This is a genomic window from Streptomyces sp. NPDC047880 (assembly GCF_040706515.1).
Lineage (GTDB): Bacteria > Actinomycetota > Actinomycetes > Streptomycetales > Streptomycetaceae > Streptomyces.
Map to the genome: position 1 here is coordinate 84761 of NZ_JBEZOK010000021.1, position 18038 is coordinate 102798.

Here is an 18038-nt window from a genome sequence, read left to right on the forward strand (position 1 = left end):
CTCAGCCCTTGATGCCGGTCTGTGCGATCCCCTGCACCAGCCAGCGCTGGAGGAAGAGGAAGACGAAGACCAGGGGGAGGATGGATACGGCCGTGGCCATGAAGATCAGGTGGAAGACGACGGTCTGGTTGGTCATGTAGCTGGAGAGCGCGACCTGCACCGTCCAGGAACCGGGGTCCTGGCCGATGACCAGCGGCCACAGGAAGGCGTTCCAGCCGTTGATGAAGGTGATGGTGGCCATCGCCGCGAAGAAGTTCAGCGAGTTCGGCACCACGACGCGCCAGTATGCGCCCCAGTAGCCCAGACCGTCCATGCGCGCGGCCTCCTCCAGCTCCTTGGGGAACCCCAGGAAGTACTGCCGGAACAGGAAGCAGGTGAAACCGCTGAACAGCCCCGGGATGATGAGACCCCGGTAGGTGTCCACCCAGCCGAGCGAGGAGACCAGCACGAAGCTCGGGACGAAGGTGACCGCCGTCGGGACCATCAGGGTCCCCAGGACGGCGTAGAACACCTTGTTGGCGTGCTGGTACGGGATACGGGCCAGACCGTAGCCCGCGAGGGAACACACCAGCAGGACGCCGACGGTGTGCAGGGTCGCCACGACCGCCGAGTTCCACAGGGACTGGCCGAAGGGGACCGTCTCGTCGGAGAAGAGTTCGCTGATGTTGCCCCACTGGATGTCCGTGGGGAAGAACTTCCAGTTCTCTCCGGTGATCTCGGCGTCGGTGGAGAGGGCGTTGCGGACGAGGATGTAGAAGGGGACCAGGAACAGGAACGCGGCGACGCCCGTGGCGATGTAGAGCCCGGTGGAGCTCATCACGCCGCCACCGCGCCTGACCCGGCTGGTCGTGTCCGATGCCGGCGCGGACTTCCGCACCTTGGGCGTGGTGGTGGTCACTTGGACTCGTCGCCCCTTCCGAAGCCCATGATCTTGCCCTGGAGCAGGGTCACGGCACAGATCAGCACGGTCAGGATGAGTGCCCCCGCGCTGCCGGCGCCGTAGTCCTGGCTCTCGCCGAGGGCCTTGTAGTACAGCTCGACCAGGGGCGGGCGGCCCCAGGTGGTCTTGGACAGCAGGTTGAAGAACTCGTCGAAGGCCTGGTAGGCGGCGACCAGCAGCAGCAGGATCACCGCGGTGGACGTGGCGCGCAGCTGGGGCAGGGTGATGTACCGGAAGGTCTGCCAGCCCGACTTGGCGCCGTCGATGGCGGCGGCCTCGTACAGCTCGTCCGGGATGTTCTGCAGCGCCGCGATGAACAGGATCATGTAGAAGCCGGACTGCAGCCACAGCCGGGCGGTCACGATGACCAGCCAGTACCAGGGCGGGTTGGGGTCGATCAGCCAGGCGATGTTGTCGATGCCGAACCAGCCGAGGACCGTGTTCATCAGGCCGAAGCGGACCCCGCTGAAGATGGACATCTTCCAGATAAGGGCCGCGGCGACGTAACTGACCGCGGTCGGCAGGAAGAAGACCGAACGGAAGAACGCCCGCATGAAGCGCATGCGGTTCACCAGCAGGGCCAGGCCCAGCGACAGCGCCCAGGTGGTGGGCACGATGAACGCGGCGAAGACGGTGAAGGTGCCGAGCGAGCCGACGAAGTCGTCGTTCGTCAGCATGTACGTGTAGTTGTCGAAGCCGACGAACTTGTCCGGCGTGACGGTGAAGCGGGCCTCGAAGAAGCTCAGCCAGAGGCTCCAGAGGATCGGCGCGTAGACGAAGATCGCCAGGCCGATCAGGAACGGCCCGGTGAAGAGCCAGAAGGCGAAGGTGGGGCCGCCCCGCAGGCCCCGCCGCGGCTTGGCCGGTGAGGCCTTCGCCGGAGCGGAGCCCGCGAGGTCGAGCTCGGTGGTGGTCGACATGTCGTGGTCCGTCCCGCGGCCTATCCGAACAGCTTCTTGAGCTCGCGGTTGACGGCCGTGTCGCACCGGTCGAGTGCCTTCTCCGGGTCCATGTTCTTGCGGACACAGTTGGCGAAGACGTCCTCGAAGGCGGTGCGCATGGCCTGGGTCCAGCCGATGTTGTCGAAGTGCCCGAACTCGTTGAACAGGCGGACGCCCTCAGCGGCGTTGCCCGACTTGAGCTTGGTGGCCTTCTGGGCGATCGAGGTGCGCGGCGGAATGTGGAAGCCGTAGGAGGTGGCCCAGTCCTCCTGGTAGTCCTTCTGGTCGATCCACAGCCACTTGACGTATTCCTTGGCCGCGTCGACGTCCTTGCCCTTGGCGTTGACGAACATCGACCAGCCGCCGTTGTAGACCGACGGCTTTCCGGAGTCCGTGACCTTCGGGAAGGGGAAGACCCCCCAGTCGTCGCCGAGCGCGTCCTGGATCGCCGGCATCGCCCACATGCCGCAGAACTGGATGGCGCACAGGCCCTGGTTGAACGAGGAGGGGTCCCAGGACTCGGTCGGAGCGCCGAGGAGGAGGTCGCCGCTGGTGAACAGCCGGCGCATCTTCTTCAGGCCCTCGACGACGCCGTCGGTGTGGTAGGCGATCTCGTTCTTCTCGTTGAGGTGCTGCGCCCCGGCCGACCAGATCAAGGTGTCGTTGACGCTGTGCAGGTCGTTGCCCATGTACAGGCCCTTGACCTTGCCGGTGGTGAGCTTGGCGGCGGCCTCCATGAGCTCGTCGAGCGTGGTCGGCACCTCGACCTTGGCCTTCTCCAGCATCGACTTGCGGTAGAAGAAGAACTGCGGGTCGTCGATCATGCGGACGCCGTATATCTTCCCGTCGACCGTGTGCGACGTGATGTCGGCCGGGTTGAAGTCGTCCTTGACCGGGTTGATGATGTCGCTCAGGTCCGCCACCTGGCCGCTCTTGATGAGCTGGATCTGCGGGTGGAACTCGAAGAGGTCCGGCGCGTTCTTGGTGAGCAGGGCCGAGAAGAGCTTGCTCTCGTAGTCGGCGCTGGTGATCCACTGCGTGGTCACGTCGGCGTCCTTGTACGCCTTCGCGTACCGCTTGACGGCCTGCTCGGTGCCCGCCTCGCCGTACGCGTGGAACATCTGCACCAGGTTGGTGCCCGAACCGGACCCACCGCCCCGGCCGTTGTTGCCACCACACGCGGCGAGTCCGCCGGCGGCGGCCAGACCCATCGCGGCCCGCAGTACGTTCCGGCGGTCCCAGTTCATGTTGCTCGATGCCGACATGCTGACGTCCTTGTCTCGAGTGCGGCTGCGGCTCTGCGGCTCACTGCCTGATGGCTCACGGCCCGTAGGCGCGCGCCAGGTGGCTCAAAGAGAGGTGCGGTGCGGGACGCTAGAGCTTCGGCTAAGGCTTCGGCAAGGGGTTGGACGAAGTCTGTACGAAGCGTTGTGTCCGGTTCGCCATTTCGAACGCGTGGGGGGAGCGGAGGAGTTGGTTCCCGCTACGAGGGCGGGGCGGTGGTACGGCTCCTCACGGGGGCGGTGCGTTTGCTGTTCTTCTGCCCGACGGTCTGCAGCGCGCCCTCGAGCGCGAACGTCGCCGCGCCGAGGCACACCGGGTCGGTGGGGATCGGGGAGAGGACGACCTCCGTGGCGGCCAGCGGCCGTGGCAGCGCGTGCCGGGTCACGGCCTCGCGCACCTCGTGCAGCAGCGGCTCACCCAGGGTGCGGGCGACCCAGCTGCTCAGCACGACGATCTCGGGGTTGAACAGGTTGACCAGGTCCGCGACGCCGGCGCCCAGGTAGCGGGCGGTCTCGTGGACGACCCGGCGTGCCACGGGGTCGTCCGCCGCGACCCCGCGGGCCAGGGCGTCGATGGTCGCCGTCTGGTCCTCGGCGTGCAGCAGCGCGCTGCCGGGGTCGAGTTCGCGCAGGTTCAGCATGATGCCGCGCGCGCCGACGTACGTCTCCACGCATCCGTGGTTGCCGCAGCGGCAGGGGCGTCCGTCCAGCACCATCGTGGTGTGGCCCCACTCGCCGGCGCTGTTGCTGACTCCCCGGTGCAGTCCGCCGCCCAGGACGAGACCGGCGCCCACGCCGGTGCCCAGGTTGACCACCACCGCGTTCCCGCGTCCGCGCGCGGCCCCGAACCACAGCTCGGCGACCGCGCTGGCGCGCAGCGGGTTGTCCAGGTACAGCGGGTAGGCGATGTGCTCGGTGAGCAGGTCGAGCAGCGGTACGTCGTGCCAGTCCCAGTTCGGCGCGTACTCGGAGATGCCGGTCGCGCGGTCGACCTGCCCCGGCACGCTCACCCCGACCCCCAGCACCCGGGCGCCCTCGATGCCGGCCTGCGTGACCACTGACCCGACGGCGGTGGCGACGTGGCCGACCACGTGCTCGGGCAGGCTCTCGCCGGGCCGGACGTCCTCCTCGGCGCGGGCCAGTACGTTCAGCCCGAGGTCGAACAGCTCGACATGGACGTACGTCTCGGCGATGTCGACGCCGATCAGCGCGCCGCCCGAGGTGTTGACCGCGACCAGGCCCCGGGGGCGGCCGCCGGCCGAGTCCTCGAAACCCACCTCGGTGATCATGCGCAGGTCGAGCAGCTCGCCGACGAGGGTGGCGACCGTCGCCAGGCTGAGGCCGGTGGCCGCTGCCAGCTCCTGCCGGGACGTGGGTGACTCCGCGATGATCTGGCGCAGCACCTCGTAGCGGTTCGCGGTGCGGATGTCACGTGATGTGCGCTTCACCGGGGTGCCCCATTCCTTCCCAGACCGGCCGGGCCGGGGTCGACGTCGGCACCGGCGCGGCGCAAGGCTATGGGCTGCCGGGACTTTCGACAAGGGGTTTGGAAAGGGGCTTTATAAAGTGCGCGCCTGGTGAGGGATGTTGGTGGCCCACCCTGGCCCGCTCATCATGCCTCAGTGCGGGGCCGACGGCCCCCGGTGCGTCAGTCCCACTCCTCCGCGGGAGCACCGGCGGGACCGGCCGGCGCCTCGCCCGGGCGGCTCGCTCCGGCGACCGCGGCGGACAGCTGCCGCTGCACCTGTTCGGGCAGCGTCGTGCCGCGTACGGTGCCCACCAGGTCCCGGGCCAGGTCGTGCAGTTTGGTGTTGGTGTTCTGCGAGGTCCTGACCAGCACGCTCCAGGCCGCCTCGGGGGTCAGGCTGAAGGAGGCCATCAGGATGCCGCGGGCCAGGTCGATGGTGGGCCGGGTCTGCATGGCGCGCCGCAGCTGGGTGACTTCGGCCCGCAGGTCCTGGCCGTCCTCCTGTGGCGGGGCCGTGCCGGACGGGGGCAGGGGTGCGGATGCCTCCGCGGGGCGGGAGTCGGTGAACAGTTCCCGCACGCCGGTCAGGTCGAGAACGCGGTCGACCGCGACGCCGCTGGACCGGACGGTGACCGACTTGCCCTGCCCGACGGCGCGATCGTGCAGGTCCAGCAGGGCGTCGAGGCCGGAACAGTCGCAGAACCCGATCGCGTCCAGTCGCAGGTCGAGGCCGCCGCCCGACAGGGTGAGCATGTCGTACAGCTCGGGCAGCAACCGGCGGCTTCCCAGGTCCAGTTCGCCCCACATCGTCACGGTCATCCGGTCGCCGTCCGGGGCGACGTCCATGGTCGCCATGCAGGGCGGGATCGCCGCCGGCGCACTGCCGGGCGCCGCGGGTGCGGCGCCTTCCGGGGTGTGAGACCGCGCAGAGTACGCAGACTCGGGCATGGCCCTCTTCTCCCTCGTCCGTTCGCCTTGCCTCCGCTTCCAGCGTTGCGCCTCTACCCCATGTACGTCAATCAATACATGAAACGCCGTACGTGTTTTTGGGTGCATGAATGTTCTGTCGCTAGAGTTGGGGGCATGGATGGAGTGCCCGAGCCACACACCGGATGGACGTTCCTCACCAACCATGCCCGCGTGCTGGCCGTCATCGCCGACAATCACAGTGCCCGTATCCGGGACATCGCGGCTCACTGCCGGCTCACCGAGCGAGCCGTGCAGAAGATCATCGCCGACCTGGAGCGGGACGGGTACCTCTCCCACACCCGGGAGGGGCGCACCAACACGTACCGGATCGACCCCGGCAAGGTGCTGCGCCACCCCGCCGAGGCGGGGCTGACCGTGGCGTCCCTGATGTCCCTGCTCGTCAAGGCCGAGGCCGACCGCGCCACGACCTCCGTCACCGGCGGCCACCCCCACGCCGCGACCTGACCGGCGCCCGCCCTGCCACGGACGGCGGTGCGAGCCGCCCGTGCCGGGGGCCTCGGCGATCGGCCTGACCGGCACCTTCCTCCGCCTGCGCCTGCGCGAGCACCTCCCGCACGAAGGCGTTCGCGAACTTCCCCCTCGGGTCGAGTTCCTGCGCCAGCGCCCGGAAGTCACCGAGGCGCGGGTACGACTCGCGCAGAGCGGAGGCGGGCAGCGTGAAGACCTTCCCCCAGTGCGGGCGGGCCCCGAAGGGTGCCAGCGCCGCCTCGACCCGCCGCACCACCGGCAGGACCGCCCGCGTGTCCTCGACCCAGGTGAAGTGCGCCGCGACGGTGTCCCGTCCGCAGGAAGGGCTCAGCCACTGGTCGTCGCCGGCGACCGTGCGCACCTCGCAGATCTGCAGGACGGGCGCGACGCTCTCCCGGATCGCGTCGAGCGCGTGCAGCATCTCCACGGCGTGCCCGCGCGGCAGCAGGTACTCCGACTGCAGCTCCGCCCCGCTGCTCGGCACGAACTCCGCCCGGAAGTGCGGCAGTCGCTGGTGCCACGGTCCCGGCACACCGAACTGCTCGGTGCAGTTGACCGCGGGCATGCCCGGCACCGGGTGCATCTTCTCTGTCGCGGGAGCCGCCCAGGGGAACGCGGGCAGCGGCTGGTCCGTGCGCCGCTTGAGCCACACCTGCCCGAAGCCAGGCTCGCGCCAGTCGGTGAACAGGCTGACGCTGTACCCCGTCGCCATCACCGTCTCGAACACCCCGGAGTCCAGGCCCTCCAGGGGCAGTCCGGTGAACACGTGCTGCTCGACCTCGTAGGCCGGCTCCAGGTCCAGCGTGAGCGCGGTGACGACGCCGAGCGCGCCCAGTGAGGTGACGGCCCCGCCGAACCGCTCCTCGTCCCGTCCCATGGTCACCACCGAGCCGTCGGCCGTGACCAGTTCCACCTCGCGCACGGATGCCGAGAGCGGACCGTTGAGGACGCCCGAGCCGTGCGTGCCGGTCGCGACCGACCCGGCCACCGAGATGTGCGGCAGGGACGCCATGTTGTGCAGCGCCAGCCCTCTCCCGTGCACCCGGCGGGCCAGTTCCGCGTAGCGCACACCGCCGCCCACCCGGACCGTCCGGGCCACCGTGTCGATCTCCACCTCGGGGGGCAGGTCCGCCAGCGACAGCAGGACGCCCTCGGGGCCGGGCTCGGCGATCTCGTTGAACGAGTGTCCGCTGCCCAGGACCCGTACCCGGTCGCTCCCCGCGACCAGGGCGCGCACCGCGGCCGGCGAGCCGGGCCGGTGCAGCTCCTTCGCCGCGTAGGTGACGTTGCCGGCCCAGTTGGTCACGGTCCCGTTCATCCGACGTCCTTCCCCGAGGCGGCGGGGGCAGGAAAGCCCCCGCGGGAACCTACCCCCGGTCCGTTGTCCGTTGCCGCCCCTGCCCGGCTCGACCTAGGGTGGGATACGTAGAGAGCGTTTTCTGTGCGGGTTGCGGAAACCGTTCTCAAACCCCGAGCAGGAAGGTCACCTCCTTGAGCCGGCGCCCCCAGGCACTGTTCGCCCTGGCCGCAGAGAACGTGCCGCTGGTCTTCCCGCCCGAGGTGCTGGCGCGACTGCGCGAGTCGGTCGACATCGACCCGGACCTGGTCGTCCAGGACTTCACCGACCCGCGTGCCCTCGACGCGCTCACCCGGGCCGAGGTCCTGGTGACCGGCTGGGGCTGCCCCCGGATCGACGGCACGGTGCTCGACGCCGCGCCCCGGCTGCGGGCGGTGCTGCACTCGGCCGGCTCCGTGAAGTCCTTCGCCACCCGCTCCCTGTGGGAACGTGGCATCGCCGTCTCCTCGGCGGCCGTCGCCAACGCGCTGCCGGTCGCCGAATACACCCTCGCCATGATCCTGCTCGCCGGGAAGGACGTCCTCGCCGCCCGCGACCGGATGCGCGCCACCCGCACCTCCGCTGGCTGGGGCGTCATCCCCGGCATCGGCAACCACGGCCGCCGGGTCGGCGTCATCGGCGCCTCCCGCATCGGCCGCCGCGTCCTCGAACTGCTCCGCCCCTTCGATCTGCGGCCCGTCCTCACCGACCCCTACGTCGACGAGTCCGGCGCCGCCGCGCTCGGCGTCCCCCTGCTGCCGCTGGACGAGCTGCTGCGCACGTCCGGCATCGTCACCGTGCACGCCCCCGAGACGCCCGAGACCCGCCACATGATCGGCCGCCGCGAGCTGGGGCTCATGCCCGACGGGGCGGTACTGATCAACACCGCGCGCGGTGGCCTGGTCGACCACGACGCCCTCGTGGCGGAGCTGCGCACCGGACGCCTCTCCGCCGTCCTCGACGTCACCGACCCGGAGCCGCTCCCCGCCGACTCGCCCCTCTACGACCTGCCCGGCGCCTTCGTCACCCCCCACCTCGCCGGCTCCCAGGGCAACGAGCTGGCCCGCCTCGGCCTGGCGGTCGCGCAGGAGGCGGAACGCCTGGTGACCGGCGAGGAGCCGGCGTACGCGGTCGACTGGGCGACGCTGGAGCGCGAAGCCTGACCCGTCCGGGCCGCTGAGCCCGGCCGTCGGCCCGGAGGCCCGACTCGGCCCGGATGGCGAGCCCGGTCACCACGGGGCGAAACCTGACGAACAAGACATTCTCCCGGCTCGGGGGGACCCGGTACCCGTCCCGCGCGGCCGGGGGCATACCGTGAGGAGTCGTACGTCCGAACCGGGAGGAGAGACGGGATGGGCAGCCGTACCGCGCTGGTCGAGGATCTGATGGAGCGGTTCCCGCACGTGCCGCGGGAGGCCGTCTTCAAGGAGGACCTGCTCCGCGGCGGCGTCGCCTTCGACCCGTCCGCGCTCAGCGACAACGAGGGCGGCGAGGTCAAGCCGAAGTCGTACTTCATCTTCTCCTTCGACCACGGCACCCTGCCCGAGCTGGGCGAGGCCGCGCTGCGCCGCCCACCGGAGGAGATCATCCTCACGGGCGGCCCCTACGACCTGCGCCGCACGGTCGTCTCGGTCCGGGTGAACCCCGCCTCCCCCTATCGCGTGGCCGCCAACGAGGACGGCGTGCTCGGCCTCTACCTCGACGGCAAGCGCATCTCCGACGTCGGCGTGCCGCCGATGCCCGAGTACTACCGGCACACCCTCGCCAACGGGAAGTCGGTCATGGAGGTCGCGCCGACCATCCAGTGGGGCTACCTGATCTACCTGACCGTCTTCAGGGTCTGCCAGTACTTCGGCGCCAAGGAGGAGTGCCAGTACTGCGACATCAACCACAACTGGCGCCAGCACAAGGCCGCCGGCCGTCCCTACACGGGCGTGAAGGACGTCGAGGAGGTGCTGGAGGCCCTCGAGATCATCGACCGCTACGACACCGCCAAGGCCTCCACCGCCTACACCCTCACCGGCGGCGCCATCACCAAGACGGTCTCCGGCCGCGACGAGGCCGACTTCTACGGCCACTACGCCAAGGCCATCGAGGAGCGCTTCCCCGGCCGCTGGATCGGCAAGGTCGTCGCCCAGGCCCTCCCGCGCGACGACGTCCAGCGCTTCAAGGACTACGGCGTGCAGATCTACCACCCCAACTACGAGGTGTGGGACGAGTACCTGTTCAAGATGTACTGCCCCGGCAAGGAGCGGTACGTCGGCCGCGACGAGTGGCACAAGCGCATCCTGGACTCGGCGGAGGTCTTCGGCGCGCGCAACGTCATCCCCAACTTCGTGGCGGGCGTGGAGATGGCCGAGCCCTTCGGCTTCAAGACGGTCGACGAGGCCATCGACTCCACCACCGAGGGCCTGCGCTTCTTCATGTCGCACGGCATCACGCCCCGCTTCACCACCTGGTGCCCGGAGCCCACGACGCCGCTCGGCAAGGCCAACCCGCAGGGCGCGCCCCTGGAGTACCACATCCGTCTGCTCCAGGCCTACCGGCAGACCATGGAGGACTTCGGCCTCTCCTCGCCCCCCGGCTACGGCCCGCCCGGCGCCGGCAACGCGGTCTTCTCGGTGAGCTCCTTCATGGACAGCCTCCCGGCAGACGCGCCCACCGCCGTTTGATAACGCTTCGATGACAACGCCCCCAGGGGCGACACGGCGTTGAGTCGCAGGGCGGCCGCACCCGTATGGCACTCCGAGGCCGGAGCCAGGGGGTGCGGCCGCCCTGTCGTGATATCTGAACAGGGCGCTTGTCAGTTGTGTGGGAGGCGTGAAAAGCTCTTGCACTGCCGCGAGGTTCCCCCCAACTCCAACACCGACGTGGTGAGTTGACCTCGCTCGTGGATGCAGGAGACCCATGCCCGACCTGCCGACCCCTCAGGACGCCACCGAGGCCGCGCTGTTCTCCGAGTGCTGGGACGCGGTCCTCGCGTACGCGGACCTGTGCACGTCCGGTTCCGCGGCCGCCTCACAACTCGGCCGCGAGGCGTTCGCGCACGGCATACGCGAGGCCCGTGACGCCGAGAACGGCCCGGTCCGCGGCACCGCCCGCCGCCCGGCCCGGCTGCCCCGCATACCCCTGCTGCTGACCTCCGTGCGCACCACCGCCGCTGCCTGGGAACAGGAGGGGCGGGGACACAAACTCGACCCCGACCTGCGCCTGTGGCTCAACTCGGACAAGGCCGCCCGCTACACCGGCCCGCCCCTGCAGCGCCCGCTCGCCCTGCGCGGCCTGCGCGATCTGCAGCAGCCCGACGCCGAACTGCTCTGGTTCGCCGAGGTGGAGGCGCTCCCGCTGCCCCTGGTCGCCCGCCGCCTGGGACTCGATCCGGCCGGCGTCGCCGAGGAACTCCAGCAGGTGCGCACCCTGTTCCGGGACCGCTGCCACCGCAACCACCTCGACACGCCGATGGACCCCCAGTGCCGCAGCTACGCCCGGCTGCTGGACGCCGTCACCCGCTCCTCCTCCGCCGAGACCCCCGGTGACCTGTCCCGGCACCTCGCCACCTGCGTGCAGTGCGCCGAAGCCGCCGCCTGTCTGCGCCTGCACGGCGGGGCCCTGCCCGGGGCGCTGGCCGGCGGAGTGATCGGCTGGGGCGGCCTCGCCTACCTGGAGCGGCGCCGCCGCGCCGCCGAAGTACGGCTCGGCGCCGGCCGACCCGGCTCCGCGGACAAGGCGGCCGGGGAACCGGAGGACGGCGAGCACAAGGCCCGCGTCGCCCGCAACGGCCTCCTCGTCGCCGCCGTCCTGGTCTCCGTCCTGGCGCTCGGTGTCTCCCTCATGCCCTTCGGCGGCGACGGCGCCGACCTCGGCGCGCGCGGCGGCGTCGACCGCCAGCCCGTGGCCGACAGCGCTCCGCCCCTGCCGTCCGCCCCGTCCCTGACGCCCGCGACCTCGAAGCCGGCCGCCGACCGAACCACCCGGGACACCGGGCAGCCGGAGAAGTCCGGCAAGCCGGACGACGAGAACCGCCACACCGAACCGCAGGGCACCTCCTCACCCACCGGCCGGACCGAACCCGACGAGAGCGCGGACCCCCTCTGCCGCGTCGAGTACGACCTGGTCAACCAGTGGCCCGACGGCTTCCAGGCCACCGTCACCGTCACCAGCACCCGTTCCCTCGACTCCTGGCGCGTCGCCTGGTCCTTCCGGGACGGCCAGCAGGTCGGCCAGATGTGGGACGCCTCCGTCGCCCAGGACGGCTCCCGCGTCACCGCCACGGCCGCCGACTACAACAAGAAGGTCCCCGCGGGCGGCGACCTGTCCTTCGGCTTCCTCGCCTCCTGGCGCGGCAAGAACTCCCCGCCGTACGCATTCGAGCTGAACGGCCACGCCTGCGCGAAAAACATTTGACGCACCCGCGCCGGGGCGGGATATCGTCACGTCGGTTCCGCGCACACCGCGGTTCCGTGCAGACCAAGAGCCGAGCGAAGAGGAGGTGTCGACCGATGGCTGTCATTGCGATGGGCGCTGCCCGCATCCAGTCCATGAAGTCCACCTCCATGGCCGCCGGCTGATCCGACCGACTGTCGGGCCGGGGCCGACCTCGGAAGGGTCACCCTTGTCTTCCTCCTCCGCTTCATCCGTTTCCTCCGCGCTCGCTCCCTACGGCTGGGACGAAGCCTGGGCCGAGGCGTTCGCCCCGTACGAGGCCGAAGGGCTGCTGCCCGGCCGGGTCGTGCGGGTCGACCGCGGGCAGTGCGACGTCGTCACCGCCGACGGGCCGCTGCGGGCCGACACCGCGTTCGTCACCCCGCACGACCCGCTGCGGGTGGTGTGCACGGGTGACTGGGTCGCCGTCGAACCCGGCGGGAACCCGCGCTACGTCCGCACCTGCCTGCCGCGCCGCACCGCCTTCGTCCGCTCCACCTCCTCCCAGCGTTCCGAGGGACAGATCCTCGCGGCCAACGTCGACCACGCCGTCATCGCCGTGTCCCTCGCGGCCGAACTCGACCTCGGGCGCATCGAGCGCTTCCTCGCGCTCTCCTGGGAGTCCGGGGCCCAGCCCGTCGTCGTCCTCACCAAGGCCGACCTCGTGCCGGACGCCGTGACCCTCGCACACCTCGTCCAGGACGTGGAGACGAGCGCGCCCGGCGTGCCGGTCGTGCCCGTCAGCTCCCTGGGCGGGGACGGCCTCGACGTGCTCGCCGCGATCGTCGGCGGCGGGACGTCCGTGCTGCTCGGTCAGTCCGGCGCGGGCAAGTCGACCCTCGCCAACGCCCTGCTCGGCGAGGACGTCATGGCCGTCCAGGCCACCCGCGACGTCGACGGCAAGGGCCGCCACACCACGACCACCCGCAACCTGCTCGTGCTGCCCGGCGGGGGCGTCCTGATCGACACCCCCGGGCTGCGGGGCGTCGGCCTGTGGGACGCCGAGACCGGCGTCGGGCAGGTGTTCTCCGAGATCCAGGAACTGGCCGAGCGGTGCCGCTTCCACGACTGCGCCCACGAGGCGGAGCCGGGCTGCGCGGTGCTGGCCGCCATCGACAGCGGTGACCTGCCGCACCGGCGGCTGGAGAGCTACCGCAAGCTGCTGAGGGAGAACCAGCGCATCGTCGCCAAGACCGACGCCCGCCTCCGGGCCGAGATCCGCAAGGACTGGAAGCGGAAGGGGGCGATGGGCCGCGCCGCGATGGAGGCGAAGCGGGGCGCCCACTGGCGCGCGTAGCCCTCGCGCGCCCGCTGCCGGCCCGCGCGCCCGCTGTCGCCCCGCGCGACTGCTGCCGGGCCCGCGGCGGGTGGGCCCGGTGTTCGGCTGCCGGGCCCGCACCGCACCGCGCCGTGCGTACGGCTGCCGGGCCCGCACCGGTCCTCTGCCCGATCGTGGTGTCCGATTTCCGCCAGCGGCCGGTCGGCCGCCGGCGGAGACTGGACCTGTGACGCACCAGGGAACGGACGAGGACACCAGGTACGAGGCCGTACGCAGCCGCGACGCCCGTTTCGACGGCGTGTTCTTCTTCGCCGTCGAGACGACCGGCATCTACTGCCGGCCCAGCTGTCCCGCGGTCACCCCGAAGCGGACCAACGTACGGTTCTTCGCCACGGCCGCCGCCGCGCAGGGCTCCGGCTTCCGCGCCTGCCGGCGCTGCCGCCCGGACGCCGTGCCCGGCTCCGCCGAGTGGAACGTCCGCGCGGACGTCGTCGGCCGGGCCGTGCGGCTGATCGCCGACGGCGTCGTCGACCGGGAGGGCGTCGCCGGTCTCGCCGTACGCCTCGGCTACAGCGCACGGCAGGTGCAGCGGCAGCTCACCGCCGAACTCGGCGCCGGACCGGTCGCCCTCGCCCGGGCCCAGCGGGCCCACACCGCCCGTGTCCTCCTGCAGACCACCGACCTGCCGATCACCGAGATCGCCTTCGCGTCGGGCTTCGCCAGCGTGCGGCAGTTCAACGACACGATGCGGGCGGTGTACGCGTCGACGCCGAGCGAGCTGCGCGCCGCCGCGCCGAAACACGGCCGGGGCCGCCGCACCGCCACCCCGAACGCCGGCATCCCGCTCCGGCTCGCCCACCGCGGCCCCTACCTCGCCGGACCCCTCTTCGACCTGCTGGAACACGAGGCCGTACCCGGCATCGAGGAGGTGAGCGGCCCACCCGGCACCCGTACCTACCGGCGCACCCTCCGCCTCCCGTACGGCACCGGCATCGTCGCCGTGGACGAACGCCCCGGTACCGCCCGGACGGTGCTCGGCGCCCACCCGGGCGGCTGGCTCGACGCCCGGCTGCACCTCACCGACCCGCGCGACTTGACCACCGCCGTCCAGCGGCTGCGGCGCCTGTTCGACCTCGACGCCGACCCCTACGCCGTCGACGAGCGCCTCGCGGCCGACCCGCGGCTCGCCCCCCTGGTCGCCGCCCGGCCGGGGCTCCGCTCGCCGGGCACCGCCGACCCCGAGGAACTCGCGGTGCGCGCCCTGGTCGGCCGCACGGAGGCGGAACGGCTCGTACGCCGCTACGGCAAGGCCCTGGACGCCCCCTGCGGGAGCCTCACCCACCTCTTCCCCGAGCCGGCCGTGCTGGCCGGGGCCGAGCCCGCGGGCACCCTCGGCGCGCTCACCGCCGCCCTCGCCGACCGGGCTGTACGCCTGGACCCGGGCGCCGACCGGGACGCCGCGCGGGACGCCCTGAAGGCCGTGCCCGGACTGGACTCCCGTACCGTCGCCGAGATCCGAGCCCGCGCCCTCGGCGACCCGGACGTGGCCCCGCCCGGCCTCGACGCACCCGACAGCTGGCGCCCCTGGCGCTCGTACGCACTGAACCACCTGCGCGCAGCAGGGGAGTGGGAGTCCCGATGACCTGCCCGACGTACTGGACGAGTGTGCCCGGCCCCCTCGGGCCGCTGCTCCTCACCGCCGCCCCGACCGGCGAGCTGACCTCGCTGTCGGTGCCCGGCCAGAAGGGCGGACGCGAGGTGCGGGACGACTGGCGGCGCGATCCCGGGCCCTTCCGGGAGGCACAGGAGCAGCTCGCCGCGTACTTCGCCGGGGAACTGAAGGAGTTCCGCCTGGCCTGGCGCACCGACGGCACCGCCTTCCGTGAGAAGGTCTGGGCCGCGCTGGACGACATCCCGTACGGCTCGACCACGACCTACGGCGAGATCGCCGCGCGAGTCGGAGCGCCCCGGGCCGCCGTGCGGGCGGTCGGCGGCGCGATCGGCGCGAATCCGCTGCTGGTGGTCCGCCCGTGCCACCGGGTGATCGGGGCGGACGGCGCGCTGACCGGATACGCGGGCGGCCTGGACCGCAAGGTACGGCTGCTGACCCATGAGGGAGTGCTGCCGGTCTGACGGCCGCCGGCTCAGCCCCAGACGACGGCGCCCACCCAGGCCGCCGCGATCAGCTGGCAGGTGAACAGCTCGGCCAGGATGCTGGAGCCGCCCGCGCGCATGACCGTGCGCAGGGCGGCCACCGCGTCGGCGTGACGGCCGAGGCGGAACCGTTCGAAGAGGTAGACACCGGCGAGGAATCCCGGGATCGCGCCGAGGACGGGGATCAGGACGAAACCCAGGACGGAACCGGTGCCGGCGCAGGCCAGCATGCGGCGGGTGGTGCGGTTCATGCGCAGACGGCGGGGTGGGAGCGCCCAGCGGACTGCCTGGGAGACCAGCAGCAGGGCCGTGGCCCCGACCAGCACCCACCATGTGACGGGCTGCGGGTCCTTCAGCGCCCACCACATGACCGCGGCCCACACCAGCAACGATCCCGGCATGGCGGGCAGCAGCACTCCGCACAGTCCGAGCAGGATGACCAGCCCGACCAGCAGGAGGTCCCACACTCCCATCTGACCAGACTGCCGGAACACCGGAGAACACGCAGGTCAGAAGCGCGCCAGGGGCCCAGACCCGCAGGTCAGCCGCCCGCGCCGGGCCGCGCCGGGACTTTCGTACGACCGTTCTAGGGCTCACTCGACGTGCCGTTCGCCACCCCTCGGCGGGCCGGTTTTTTCCACAAGCCCCGTTTTCATCCCGCTCGTGCGGTGGACAATCAGGGGCATGAGCCAGCAGGGGGGAAGGCCCACCGGTCACGAGGACGACTGGTGGAGGGAGTTGTACGACGACTCCACCGACGACACGGGCCCCACACCGGCGCGGGATTCCCTGGACGACCGGTTCGCGTCGGCGTCGGGGGCGGTGGGGGAGGGGGCCGAGGAGCGTACCGGTTCCCCGAACCGGTCGGCGGCGCGGCCCTTCGGGACGCAGCCGGTGGTCCCGGCGCCCCGGACCGGGGCCGACGACGTACTCGACCCACCCCGACCGGCCGGCCGGCCCCGGCAACGCGCCCCCTGGGAGCCACCCCCGGAGGGCCCGGTGAGCTTCCCGACCGCACAGCAGCCGCCGCCGCGGCCCGACCGGACAGCCGCCGACCCACCCTCGGCCGAGCGACCAGGTCACACACCCCCACCGGCCGACCCCCGCGCGTCCTCGGCGGAGGCAGCCCCGCCTGCGGTCGGCCCTCGTGCGTCCTCGGGTGAGCGGCCGGGGGAGGCGGCCCGGCCTGCGGTCGGCCCTCGTGCGTCCTCGGGTGAGCGGCCGGGGGAGGCAGCGCCGCCCACGGCCGACCCGCGAGCGTCCTCGCAGAGCCCGGAGCAGGCGCCCGTCCCGCGGGGCCCCGACGCGCGGGCGCCCCGGGTTCCGCCACCTCCCACGGACCCTCCGGCCTGGCCGCCCTCCGGGGCCCACCCGCCTGCGGGAGTCACCTCGGAGGCTCCGGCCACCGAGCCACGCCCGTCCGGGGCGAGCCCGCCCGAGCCGGGCGGAGCCGCCTCCCCCGCTCCGGCCGACCGGCCGCCCGTGCCGCCGGCCCCGCCCACCGGCCCCTCCGGCCGGGCGCCCCGGCCCGCGCCCCCCGCCGCCCCGGCGCCCGCCCCTGCGGGTCCGGCGGACCAGGCGCCCGTACCGCCTCGCCCCGCCGGGCCGCCGACCGCGGTCCCGCAGCCCCAGGACGCCCCGTCAGCACCTGCGCGCCCCGCCGAGCAGCCCTCCGCGGTCCCGCAACCCGAAGACACCCCGTCGGTACTCGAGCGCCCCGAGCCCATCCCAGGAGCCCGTGGTCACGTCGGTACGCGGCCGCCCACTTACGACGCCGAACCCACCGCTCTCCCGGCCGCCGATCCGGACCACCTCGACGATCTCGTCGCCGACACCGTGCTGGACGGGGCCCGGTACGGTGCCTGCACGCTGCGGGCCGTCTCTCTGCGGGGGGACTCGGCGCGGTACCGGGGGGAGCCCCGCAGGGATTCGCTGCTCACCGCCCGGTTCGGCGTGGGGGAACGCGCGCTGCTGCTGGTGGCGATGGCGACGGGGGCCCGGGCCACTCCGGGGGCGCACCGGGCCGCCGCCGAGGCCTGTCACTTAATCGGACGAGCCGTCGGACGCAGTCACGCCCGGCTGGTCGAGGACATAAGGGACGGCCGGCGCGGCGACCTGAAGTCCGGGCTGCACCGGCTCACCGACCGCAGCCTCGGCAAGCTCCGGGCCAGCGCCTCCGAGCAGGGCGTCGCCCCCGAGGAGTACGCGGCCAGCCTGCGCTGCCTGCTGCTGTCGGCCGACCCCCGGTGCCGCACCCGGGTGTTCTTCGGGGTCGGGCCGGGCGGACTGTTCCGGTTGCGGGAGGGCGAGTGGCAGGACATCGAGCCGCAGGTCGCCGAGGTCACGGGCGAACCCGTCCTGGGCTTCGGCTCGCCGCCCTCCGAGACCCCCGAGGGCGACCGGCTCACCATGGACCTGGGCATCCCCACCCCGCCCAGCCCTTACGAACCGGCCCCGGAGCCGCCCCGCGAGCCCTTCCGCTTCCGGACCTCCGTCGCCCGCCCGGGTGACACGCTCCTGATGTGCAGCGCCGGCCTCGCCGACCCCCTGCGCGGCGAACCCGAACTGGGCGAGTACCTCGCCGAGCGGTGGTCCCGCCCCGACCCGCCCGGACTCGCCGCGTTCCTCGCCGACTCCCAAGTGCGGGTCAAGGGTTATGCAGACGACCGTACGGCCGCCGCGGTGTGGGAGGCGTGAGCGCGAGCCGTGTGACTTGATGGAACCCGGAGGGATCCCAGGAGACCGAAGGGGCAGACG

At 72.2% G+C, this 18038-nt stretch carries 15 protein-coding genes; 8 read left to right on the forward strand and 7 right to left on the reverse strand.

Annotation, left to right across the window (positions count from 1 at the left end; all coding sequences use genetic code 11):
* Window position 1: 1 nt before the first annotated feature.
* The 5 genes from AB0937_RS27525 to AB0937_RS27545 all read right to left on the reverse strand — a co-directional run bounded on the left by AB0937_RS27525 (window position 2) and on the right by AB0937_RS27545 (window position 5487).
* Window positions 2-817 (reverse strand): carbohydrate ABC transporter permease, encoded by an 816-nt coding sequence (locus tag AB0937_RS27525; RefSeq protein ID WP_366715226.1) that lies wholly within the window; start codon window positions 815-817, stop codon window positions 2-4.
* Window positions 818-894: 77 nt separating this feature from the next.
* Window positions 895-1860, reverse strand: coding sequence for a sugar ABC transporter permease (locus AB0937_RS27530; protein WP_366715103.1), 966 nt, complete (start codon window positions 1858-1860; stop codon window positions 895-897).
* 20 nt (window positions 1861-1880) lie between these two features.
* Entirely contained in the window at window positions 1881-3146 is a 1266-nt protein-coding gene (locus AB0937_RS27535) for a sugar ABC transporter substrate-binding protein (RefSeq protein ID WP_366715105.1), read from the reverse strand.
* A 218-nt stretch (window positions 3147-3364) separates the two neighbouring features.
* The gene (locus AB0937_RS27540) at window positions 3365-4612 is read right to left on the reverse strand and encodes an ROK family transcriptional regulator (RefSeq protein ID WP_366715107.1); all 1248 of its coding nucleotides are present in this window, start codon (window positions 4610-4612) and stop codon (window positions 3365-3367) included.
* 200 nt (window positions 4613-4812) lie between these two features.
* Window positions 4813-5487, reverse strand: coding sequence for an ANTAR domain-containing protein (locus tag AB0937_RS27545; protein WP_366715109.1), 675 nt, complete (start codon window positions 5485-5487; stop codon window positions 4813-4815).
* A 228-nt stretch (window positions 5488-5715) separates the two neighbouring features.
* On the opposite strand from AB0937_RS27545, the gene AB0937_RS27550 reads away from it, so the two are divergent.
* Window positions 5716-6066 carry a helix-turn-helix domain-containing protein gene (locus AB0937_RS27550; RefSeq protein ID WP_366715111.1) on the forward strand — a complete coding sequence of 117 codons (351 nt, stop codon included), beginning with the start codon at window positions 5716-5718 and terminating at the stop codon, window positions 6064-6066.
* On the opposite strand, the gene AB0937_RS27555 is transcribed toward AB0937_RS27550, so the two are convergent.
* Entirely contained in the window at window positions 6035-7408 is a 1374-nt protein-coding gene (locus AB0937_RS27555) for a D-arabinono-1,4-lactone oxidase (RefSeq protein WP_366715113.1), read from the reverse strand. The genes AB0937_RS27550 and AB0937_RS27555 overlap by 32 nt on opposite strands.
* A gap of 173 nt (window positions 7409-7581) precedes the next feature.
* Between AB0937_RS27555 and AB0937_RS27560 the strand changes: the two genes are divergently transcribed.
* The 6 genes from AB0937_RS27560 (at window position 7582) to AB0937_RS27585 (ending at window position 15260) form a co-directional block, all read left to right on the forward strand.
* Window positions 7582-8589, forward strand: a complete 1008-nt coding sequence (locus AB0937_RS27560) for a hydroxyacid dehydrogenase (protein WP_366715114.1) — start codon at window positions 7582-7584, stop codon at window positions 8587-8589.
* Between the two features lie 189 nt (window positions 8590-8778).
* Window positions 8779-10098 carry a radical SAM protein gene (locus AB0937_RS27565; protein ID WP_366715116.1) on the forward strand — a complete coding sequence of 440 codons (1320 nt, stop codon included), beginning with the start codon at window positions 8779-8781 and terminating at the stop codon, window positions 10096-10098.
* Between the two features lie 235 nt (window positions 10099-10333).
* Window positions 10334-11830, forward strand: a complete 1497-nt coding sequence (locus tag AB0937_RS27570; protein WP_366715118.1) for a cellulose-binding domain-containing protein — start codon at window positions 10334-10336, stop codon at window positions 11828-11830.
* 208 nt (window positions 11831-12038) lie between these two features.
* Window positions 12039-13145, forward strand: a complete 1107-nt coding sequence (gene rsgA, locus AB0937_RS27575; protein ID WP_366715120.1) for a ribosome small subunit-dependent GTPase A — start codon at window positions 12039-12041, stop codon at window positions 13143-13145.
* Between the two features lie 208 nt (window positions 13146-13353).
* Window positions 13354-14769 (forward strand): AlkA N-terminal domain-containing protein, encoded by a 1416-nt coding sequence (locus tag AB0937_RS27580; RefSeq protein ID WP_366715122.1) that lies wholly within the window; start codon window positions 13354-13356, stop codon window positions 14767-14769.
* On the forward strand, window positions 14766-15260 hold the full coding sequence (locus AB0937_RS27585) for a methylated-DNA--[protein]-cysteine S-methyltransferase (RefSeq protein ID WP_366715124.1): 495 nt from the start codon (window positions 14766-14768) through the stop codon (window positions 15258-15260). The genes AB0937_RS27580 and AB0937_RS27585 overlap by 4 nt, the downstream gene beginning before the upstream one ends.
* Window positions 15261-15271: 11 nt before the next feature.
* Here AB0937_RS27585 and AB0937_RS27590 read toward each other — a convergent pair whose 3' ends face one another.
* Window positions 15272-15754 carry a DUF456 domain-containing protein gene (locus AB0937_RS27590; RefSeq protein WP_366715126.1) on the reverse strand — a complete coding sequence of 161 codons (483 nt, stop codon included), beginning with the start codon at window positions 15752-15754 and terminating at the stop codon, window positions 15272-15274.
* Window positions 15755-15965: 211 nt separating this feature from the next.
* Here AB0937_RS27590 and AB0937_RS27595 point away from each other — a divergent pair, with 211 nt between their 5' ends.
* Window positions 15966-17978, forward strand: a complete 2013-nt coding sequence (locus AB0937_RS27595) for a protein phosphatase 2C domain-containing protein (protein ID WP_366715128.1) — start codon at window positions 15966-15968, stop codon at window positions 17976-17978.
* The last annotated feature ends 60 nt before the right edge of the window (window positions 17979-18038 follow it).

What these genes read in the sequence shown, in the direction of transcription:
- AB0937_RS27585 (WP_366715124.1), top strand. Translation starts at nt 14,766, where the DNA reads ATGACCTGCCCGACGTACTGGACGAGTGTGCCCGGCCCCCTCGGGCCG.
- AB0937_RS27555 (WP_366715113.1), bottom strand. Translation starts at nt 7,408, where the DNA reads ATGAACGGGACCGTGACCAACTGGGCCGGCAACGTCACCTACGCGGCG.
- AB0937_RS27565 (WP_366715116.1), top strand. Translation starts at nt 8,779, where the DNA reads ATGGGCAGCCGTACCGCGCTGGTCGAGGATCTGATGGAGCGGTTCCCG.
- AB0937_RS27535 (WP_366715105.1), bottom strand. Translation starts at nt 3,146, where the DNA reads ATGTCGGCATCGAGCAACATGAACTGGGACCGCCGGAACGTACTGCGG.
- AB0937_RS27530 (WP_366715103.1), bottom strand. Translation starts at nt 1,860, where the DNA reads ATGTCGACCACCACCGAGCTCGACCTCGCGGGCTCCGCTCCGGCGAAG.
- AB0937_RS27595 (WP_366715128.1), top strand. Translation starts at nt 15,966, where the DNA reads ATGAGCCAGCAGGGGGGAAGGCCCACCGGTCACGAGGACGACTGGTGG.
- AB0937_RS27525 (WP_366715226.1), bottom strand. Translation starts at nt 817, where the DNA reads ATGAGCTCCACCGGGCTCTACATCGCCACGGGCGTCGCCGCGTTCCTG.
- AB0937_RS27550 (WP_366715111.1), top strand. Translation starts at nt 5,716, where the DNA reads ATGGATGGAGTGCCCGAGCCACACACCGGATGGACGTTCCTCACCAAC.
- AB0937_RS27570 (WP_366715118.1), top strand. Translation starts at nt 10,334, where the DNA reads ATGCCCGACCTGCCGACCCCTCAGGACGCCACCGAGGCCGCGCTGTTC.
- AB0937_RS27590 (WP_366715126.1), bottom strand. Translation starts at nt 15,754, where the DNA reads ATGGGAGTGTGGGACCTCCTGCTGGTCGGGCTGGTCATCCTGCTCGGA.
- AB0937_RS27545 (WP_366715109.1), bottom strand. Translation starts at nt 5,487, where the DNA reads ATGGCGACCATGGACGTCGCCCCGGACGGCGACCGGATGACCGTGACG.